This is a genomic window from Albimonas sp., assembly GCF_055129145.1.
The window spans coordinates 1-7,019 of the sequence record NZ_JBSRTQ010000189.1 but is presented as its reverse complement, the minus strand read 5'-3'; the positions used below and the strand labels follow the sequence as shown (position 1 = coordinate 7,019).

General features: G+C 73.1%; 11 protein-coding genes. 4 read left to right on the top strand and 7 right to left on the bottom strand.

Features of this window, described 5'->3' with window-relative positions; genetic code table 11:
• The 3 genes from ACTB72_RS19565 to ACTB72_RS19555 form a co-directional block, all read left to right on the top strand.
• The coding region (locus ACTB72_RS19565; RefSeq protein ID WP_463038696.1) for a uracil-DNA glycosylase at positions 1-677 on the top strand (677 nt) is incomplete at its 5' end.
• Positions 674-1,213, top strand: a complete 540-nt coding sequence (gene moaB, locus ACTB72_RS19560) for a molybdenum cofactor biosynthesis protein B (RefSeq protein ID WP_463038695.1) — start codon at positions 674-676, stop codon at positions 1,211-1,213. The genes ACTB72_RS19565 and moaB, both read left to right, overlap by 4 nt.
• On the top strand, positions 1,210-1,701 hold the full coding sequence (locus ACTB72_RS19555; protein ID WP_463038694.1) for an NUDIX domain-containing protein: 492 nt from the start codon (positions 1,210-1,212) through the stop codon (positions 1,699-1,701). Before moaB ends, ACTB72_RS19555 begins: the two co-directional genes overlap by 4 nt.
• A gap of 91 nt (positions 1,702-1,792) precedes the next feature.
• Here ACTB72_RS19555 and purQ read toward each other — a convergent pair whose 3' ends face one another.
• From purQ to purC, 4 genes are all read right to left on the bottom strand, one after another.
• Positions 1,793-2,467: a phosphoribosylformylglycinamidine synthase subunit PurQ gene (gene purQ / locus ACTB72_RS19550; protein ID WP_463038693.1), complete on the bottom strand. Its 675-nt coding sequence runs from the start codon at positions 2,465-2,467 to the stop codon at positions 1,793-1,795.
• The gene (purS, locus tag ACTB72_RS19545) at positions 2,467-2,706 is read right to left on the bottom strand and encodes a phosphoribosylformylglycinamidine synthase subunit PurS (RefSeq protein WP_463038692.1); all 240 of its coding nucleotides are present in this window, start codon (positions 2,704-2,706) and stop codon (positions 2,467-2,469) included. The genes purQ and purS overlap by 1 nt, the downstream gene beginning before the upstream one ends.
• A 176-nt stretch (positions 2,707-2,882) precedes the next feature.
• Complete coding sequence (locus tag ACTB72_RS19540; RefSeq protein WP_463038691.1) at positions 2,883-3,647, bottom strand: DsbA family protein; 765 nt, start codon at positions 3,645-3,647, stop codon at positions 2,883-2,885.
• Positions 3,648-3,768: 121 nt separating this feature from the next.
• Positions 3,769-4,533 carry a phosphoribosylaminoimidazolesuccinocarboxamide synthase gene (gene purC, locus ACTB72_RS19535; RefSeq protein ID WP_463038690.1) on the bottom strand — a complete coding sequence of 255 codons (765 nt, stop codon included), beginning with the start codon at positions 4,531-4,533 and terminating at the stop codon, positions 3,769-3,771.
• Positions 4,534-4,755: 222 nt separating this feature from the next.
• Between purC and ACTB72_RS19530 the strand changes: the two genes are divergently transcribed.
• On the top strand, positions 4,756-5,076 hold the full coding sequence (locus ACTB72_RS19530; RefSeq protein WP_463038689.1) for a DUF1476 domain-containing protein: 321 nt from the start codon (positions 4,756-4,758) through the stop codon (positions 5,074-5,076).
• A gap of 81 nt (positions 5,077-5,157) precedes the next feature.
• Here ACTB72_RS19530 and thiD read toward each other — a convergent pair whose 3' ends face one another.
• From thiD to ACTB72_RS19515, 3 genes are all read right to left on the bottom strand, one after another.
• Entirely contained in the window at positions 5,158-6,000 is an 843-nt protein-coding gene (gene thiD, locus ACTB72_RS19525; RefSeq protein ID WP_463038688.1) for a bifunctional hydroxymethylpyrimidine kinase/phosphomethylpyrimidine kinase, read from the bottom strand.
• A complete protein-coding gene (gene thiE / locus ACTB72_RS19520; RefSeq protein WP_463038687.1) occupies positions 5,997-6,626 on the bottom strand; it encodes a thiamine phosphate synthase in 630 nt (209 codons plus the stop codon). Before thiE ends, thiD begins: the two co-directional genes overlap by 4 nt.
• Positions 6,623-7,019 (bottom strand): hydroxyethylthiazole kinase (locus ACTB72_RS19515; RefSeq protein ID WP_463038686.1); only part of this gene is annotated, 397 nt, incomplete at its 5' end. The genes ACTB72_RS19515 and thiE, both read right to left, overlap by 4 nt.

The window sequence follows — 7,019 nt, the reverse complement described above, 5'->3', positions numbered from 1 at the left end:
CCGAGGCCCGCAAAGCCCCCGCCGTGATCCGGCCCGCGCCGGAGCGGGAGCCGCGCGAGGCCGCCCGCGACCTCGCCGCCGCCGCCGCGGACCTTTCCGCCCTGCATGACGCCATCCGCGGCTTCGAGCTCAGCCCGCTGAAGAAGGGCGCGCGCAACACCGTGATCTGCGACGGGCTGCCGGGCGCGCGGGTGATGATCGTGGGCGAGGCTCCGGGGCGGGAGGAGGACCGCGAGGGCAAGCCCTTCGTCGGCCGCTCGGGGCAGTTGCTGGACCGGATGCTGGCGGCGATCGGGCTCGACCGCGCCTCCACGGCGCCCGCCGAGGCCGCCTACATCACCAACGTGGTCTACTGGCGCCCCATCGAAAACCGCCGGCCCGCGACCGACGAGGTCGCGATGCTGGCCCCGTTTCTGGAACGTCACATCGCGCTCGCCGCCCCCGATTTCGTGCTGCTGATGGGCGCCTCCCCCGCCCAGGCGCTGCTGGAGACGGAGGTGGGCATCACCCGCCTGCGCGGAACCTGGCGGGACTGGCGCGGCGTGCCGGTGCTGCCGACCTTTCATCCCGCCTACCTGCTGCGCCAGCCCGAGCGCAAACGCGAGGCGTGGCGCGACCTGCGCGCGCTGCGCGCGGCGCTCGACGGCGAAAAACCCTTGATCGGAGGCCGCGCATGAGCGGATCGGCTGAACGCGATTTCATTCCATTGCGCATCGCGGTGCTGACCGTGTCGGACACGCGGGGGCCGGGGGACGACCGCTCCGGCGACACGCTGGCCGCGCGCATCGAGGACGCGGGCCATGCCGTCGCCGACCGCGCCATCGTCACCGATGACCGCGCGCTGATCGCGGCGCGGCTGCGGGCCTGGGTGGCGGATGCGGAGGTGGACGTGGTGATCTCCACCGGCGGCACCGGGCTCACGGGACGCGACGTGACGGTGGAGGCGCATCGCGACGTCTACGAGAAGGAGATCGACGCCTTCGGCACGATCTTCGCCGTGGTCTCGATGGGCAAGATCGGGACCTCGGCGGTGCAGAGCCGGGCCTGCGGGGGCGTGGCGGGGGGGACGTATCTCTTCGCGCTGCCGGGCTCGCCGGGGGCCTGCCGGGACGCGTGGGACGAGATCCTCAAGCCCCAGCTCGACTATCGCCACAAGCCCTGCAATTTCGTCGAGATCATGCCCCGGCTCGACGAACACATGCGGCGCAAATGATGTTTCCGGATGAGGCGGAGTTCCCGGTCTTCGGCGCCTGGGACACCCCCGGGCCGGGGGCCGGCGCGCTGGTCTATGCGGTGGATGCGCAGGCGCGCGTCCTGATGCAGCTGCGCGACGACCGCCCGGGCCTCGCCGGCGCCGGCCTCTGGGCCCCGTTCGGCGGCGGGGTGGAGGCGGGCGAGACGCTTCGCGTGGCCGCGTTGCGGGAGTTTCGGGAGGAGACGGGGATCACGCTGGCGGCGGACGCGCTGCGGCCGTTCGGGCGGAGCCTCTCCACCCGCAGCTCCCGCGCGCGGCTCTACGCCTATGTCACCCGGCTGGATGTCGCGCCGGATGCGATCCGGGTGGGGGAGGGGGCGGGGTTCGCCTTCTTCACGCCGCGCCAGCTGCGCCGGATCCCCCTGACGCCGGCGCTGGCCGAGGCGACGCTGGCGCTGGCGGGGCGGATCGAGACCGGGGCGTTGCCCGAAGCGCAAGGCGCCTGAAGACGGGGACGTCCTGGGCGGGACCATGCGGTTTTCAGTCGAGGGGGGGCGCAGCGGAGCGAGGGCCGCCCGGGACGGCCCCGCGCCGCGCTCAGGCGGTTTCGAGCGCCTGGGACAGCGACCGGAACAGCCGCCGTCCGTCGGAGCCGCCATGGGCCGGGTCCACCGCCCGCTCGGGATGGGGCATCATGCCCAGCACCCGGCGGTTGCGCGACAGCACGCCGGCGATGTCGTCCGCGGCCCCGTTGGGCGCGCCGCCCTCATAGGCGAAGGCGATGCGGTCCTCGCCGCGCAGCGCGGCCAGGGTCTCGGCGTCGGCCACATAGGCGCCGTCATGATGCGCGATGGGGATCGAGGCGATGTCGCCCGCGTTCCACGCATTGGTGAAGGCGCTGGCGGAGGTGCCGACCCGCAAGGGCACGGGTTTGCAGAGGAATTTCAGCCCGCCGTTGCGCAGCAGCGCGCCGGGCAGCAGCCCGGTCTCGGTCAGGATCTGGAATCCGTTGCAGACGCCGAGCACATGCCCGCCCTTGCCCGCGAAATCGGCTACCGCGCGCATGATCGGCGATTTGCCGGCGATCGCCCCGCAGCGCAGGTGGTCGCCGAAGGAAAAGCCGCCGGGAAGGGCCACCAGGTCCAGCCCCTCGGGCAGGGCGGTCTCCTTGTGCCAGACCATGGTCACGCCGGCGCCGGACGCCTCGCGCAGGGCCACCGCCATGTCGCGGTCGCAGTTGGAGCCGGGGAAGACGATGACCGCGGCGCGCATCAGACGAGCTCGATGGCGTAGGATTCGATGACCGGGTTGGCGAGCAGCGACTGGCACATCCGCTCGACCGCGGCGCGGGCGGCGTCGGGGTCGGTCTCGGCCAGGTCGAGCTCGATCAGCTTGCCGGCGCGCACGCCGGTCACGCCCTCGAAGCCGAGGGAACCGAGCGCGTGGCGGATCGCCTCGCCCTGGGGGTCGAGCACGCCGGTTTTCAGCGAGACATGGACGCGGGCTTTCATGGGCGGTCTCCGGGCGGCGGGGAGGCGGGGAGTTCAGGGCTGACTAGCCCGCGCCGACGCGTGAGACAAGCGGGCGAGCGGTCGCGGCGGGAGCGGGGGCCGGCCGGGCGGCCCTCGTGTCGCTGCGCGCCACATCGCCCCGCCCTGCCGTCCCCGTTTTCGGGCCGGCGGCCGGGTCAGGGGCAGGGGGGCGCGTCGCGTGCGGCCTCGGCGTCGAGAATCGTCTCGATCCGGGCGCGGGTCAGCGCCCCTTGGGCGACCGTGCCGCCGATGACCAGCGAGGGCGTGCCGACGAAGCCGAAGCGCGCCGCGATCCGGGCGGTGTCCGCGAGCGCGTCGGTCATCGCCTCCGCGCCCATGTCGGCGGCGAGCCGCACCGGATCGAGCCCCAGCGGTTCCGCCACCGCGGCGACATAGGCCGGGGTGATCGCGAATCCCGAGGCCAGCAACCGGGTTTTCAGCGCCCGGAACCCGCCCTGCCGGTCCGCCGCCAGGGTCGCCCGCGCCGCGACGACCGAGCCGGGGCCGAGCACCGGCCATTCGTGATGCAGGATGCGCAGGCCGGGGCGGGCTTCGGCGAGGTCGGCGAGGATCCCGTCCAGCGTCCGGCAATAGGGGCAGTTCGCGTCGGAAAAGACGGCGATGCGGGGGCGGGCGTCGACCGGCCCCTCGGCTGGCGCGTCGCCGTCCCAGATCAGGGCGCAGAGCGCGTCCGGGTCAGGCGCCTCGCCCGAAGCCCGATCCGCCGCATCGAGGCCCGCGAGCGGGGAGGGGCCGCCTGCGCGGCTCGCCCCCGCGCCGTCGGCGAGCTCTCGCCAGCCGGGCAGCCCGTCGATCGCGGCGAATCGCAGGTCAGGCGGGCGGGGCGCGCCGATCCACGCCGCGCCGGCGACCAGCGCCGCGATGCCCAGCGCCAGGACGATCACCCGCGGCGCGATCATGCGGAATGGACTGCAAAGGACCTTCGCCGGCCGTCCCGTCGAAAACCGGGACGGCCGGGCGGGGCGATGCGGCGCGCAGCGGCACGAGGGCCGTCCGCGCCGGCCCCCGGAGACGCCGGTCTCAGTGGACCAGCTTCGGCCCGGTCGCGGGCCGGCCGTTCTGCTTGGGCATGATGCCCAGGCGCGAGGCGACCTCGGTATAGGCGTCGGTCAGGTTGCCCAGATCCCGGCGGAACACGTCCTTGTCGAGCTTCCGCCCGGTCTTCACATCCCACAGCCGGCAGGAATCCGGGCTGATCTCGTCGGCCACGATCACCCGCTGGAAATCGCCTTCGTAAACCCGCCCGCACTCGATCTTGAAGTCGATCAGCCGGATGCCGACGCCCAGCATCATCCCCGACATGAAGTCGTTGACCCTGAGCGCCAGCGCGATGATGTCGTCGATGTCCTGCTGGGAGGCCCAGTTGAACGCCGCGATATGCTCCTCAGTCACCATCGGATCGTGGAGCTTGTCGTCCTTGTAGTAGAACTCGATGATCGGCCGGGGCAGCTGCATGCCCTCTTCCAGCCCCAGCCGCTTGGCGAGGCTGCCGGCGGCCACGTTGCGCACCACGACCTCGAGCGGGATGATCTCCACCGCCCGGATCAGTTGTTCGCGCATGTTGAGGCGGCGGATGAAATGGGTCGGAACGCCGATCTCGTTCAGGCCGGTCATGATATGCTCGGAGATGCGGTTGTTGAGCACCCCCTTGCCTTCGAACACGTCTTTCTTCTGCGCGTCGAAGGCGGTCGCGTCGTCCTTGAAGTGCTGGATCAGCGTGCCGGGCTCGGGACCCTCGTAAAGGATCTTCGCCTTGCCTTCGTAGACCAGTCTGCGTCGCGCCATTGTCAGCCCCGAGAAGTAAGTGTCAGCCCCGAAAATAGGTCGAGGGCGCGTGAGAGGGGCCCCGCGCGCCGGGTTCTGCGCGATAGACCATCGTTTGACCTGCCGCAAGGATTCGCCGCGGCCTCGCCGCTAGGATCGCGGCGGCGATGCGCCTATATGGGGCGCGAACCTGCCGGCCCGGAGCCCGTCGCTCCCGGCCGGGCCTGTGCAGCGGAGGACCCGATGACCACTTTCAACGATCGCGAGAAAGCGTTCGAGAACAAATTCGCCCATGACGAGGACATGCGCTTCAAGGCCGCGGCGCGGCGCGACAAGCTTTTGGGCCTTTGGGCGGCGGAGAAGATGGGGATGAGCGGCGCGGACGCCGACGCCTACGCCGCCTCGGTGGTGATCGCGGATCTGGAGGAGGCGGGCGACGACGACGTGCACCGCAAGGTCGCGGCCGATTTCGCGGCCAAGGGCATCTCCTCCGATGACCTGCGCGCCAAGATGGAGGAGCTGCTGGCGGTGGCCAAGGTGCAGCTGCTGGGCGAGACGAGCTGAGCGCGACCCGGCAGGCGCCTGAAGACCCCGCATTGCGAAGCCCCGCCGGACCGGTGGGGCTTCGTCGCGTTCAGGGGGGCCTCAGCCCAGCCGGAAGAAATGGTTGAGGGGGCCGTGGCCGGACCCGACCTCCAGCCGGTCCGCCGCCGCGATGGCGCCGGCCACGTAGTCGCCCGCGGCTTGCGTGGCGGTTTCAAGGGCGGCGGCGGGAAGCGCGCCCGCCGCCGCGAAGCCTGCGTCCGCAAAAATCCGCCCCAGCTGCGCGGCGAGCGCCGAGGACAGCGTGCAGCCGGTGCCATGGGTGTTGCGGGTCGGGTGGCGCGGCCGCTCGAACCAATGCGCGCCGGCTTCGTGGAGCAGCAGGTCCGGGCTCGTCTCCCCGCCCAGATGCCCGCCCTTGAGCAGCACCGCCCGCGGCCCCAGCGCGCGCAGCGCCTCGGCCGCTTCCTCCATCGCGTCCCGCGTCTCGATGGGACCGCGGCCGAGCAGGGCGGCGGCCTCGGGCAGGTTGGGGGTCAGCACGGTCGAAAGCGGCAGCAGCCGGTCGCGCAGGGCGTCGAGCGCGTCATTCGCCAGCAGCCGGTCGCCGCCCTTGGCCACCATCACCGGGTCGAGCGCCATCGGCGCCGTCAGCCCCGCCAGCGCCTCGGCCGCCGCGAGCGCGATCTCGGCCGAGGCGATCATGCCGATCTTCACCGCATCCAGCCGAATATCCGCCCGCACCGCCGCGATCTGCGCCGCCACGAACGCGGGCGGGACCGGGTGAACGCCGAAGACGCCCTGCGTGTTCTGCGCGGTCAGCGCGGTCAGCGCCGCCATGGCGTAGCCGCCATTGGCCGAAATCGCCTTGATATCCGCCTGGATCCCGGCCCCGCCCGAAGGGTCCGACCCCGCGATGGCGAGGACGTTTGCAATGCGCGTCATGCCGCTCTCCAGGCGGCGAGGGCGGCGCGGGTCGCGGCCTCCGGGTCGTCGGCGCCGAAGATCTCGGAGACCATCGCCAGCCCCGCCGCGCCCGCGCCTTTGGCGAGGCCCGCATGCGCCGTCTTCACGCCGCCGATGGCCACCGCCGGCACGGGGGCCAGCGCGCAGAGCCGGGCCAACCCGTCCCAGCCCTGCGGCGTCGCATGGTCGGGCTTGGTCGCCGTCGCGAAGACCGGGCCGACGCCCACATAGTCGAGCTTCGCCCAGTCGTTGCGGTCGAGCTGCGCGGCCGTGTCGATGGAAAGCCCCAAAATCGCGTCGGGGCCGAGCAGCGCCCGCGCCTCCGCCACCGCCGCATCCGACTGGCCGACATGGGCCCCGGCGGCGCCCGCCGCCTTCGCCACCCCGATCCGGTCGTTGATCAGCAGCGCGCAGCCGAGCGGCGTCAGCGCCGCCACCAGCCGCCGCGCGAGCGCCGTCAGAGCCTCGTCCGACGCGGTCTTGTCGCGCAGCTGCACCAGCCGCGCGCCCCCGCGGGCGGCGGCGACGCAGGCCGCCTCCACCCCGATCCGCGCCGAGGGGTCGGAGATCGGGTAGACCGCCAGATCCGGCAGGGGCCCCCTCATGCGACCGAGATCCGGGCGCCGGCGTCGAGCGCCGCGGGATCCACCGCGGCCAGCGCGTCGATGAAGGCCACCGCGAAGCTGCCGGGGCCCGCGGCGCCCTTCGCCGCCCGCTCGCCGGCCAGCCCGTAGAAGGCCAGCGCCGCGGCGGCGTCGGTCAGCGGGTCGTCGCCCGAGGCGATGAAGGCCGCGCAGATCCCGGTCAGCGAACAGCCGAGCGCCGTGACCTTGGGCATCAGCGCGTGGCCGTTCGCCACCCGAAACCCCCTTGTCCCGTCGGTCACGTAGTCCACCGGCCCGGTCGCCGCGACCACGGCCCCGGTGCGGGCGGCGAGCGCGCGGGCGCCGGCCTCGGCCGCCGCCACCTCGTCGCCCGCGTCGGCGCCTCTGCCGCCG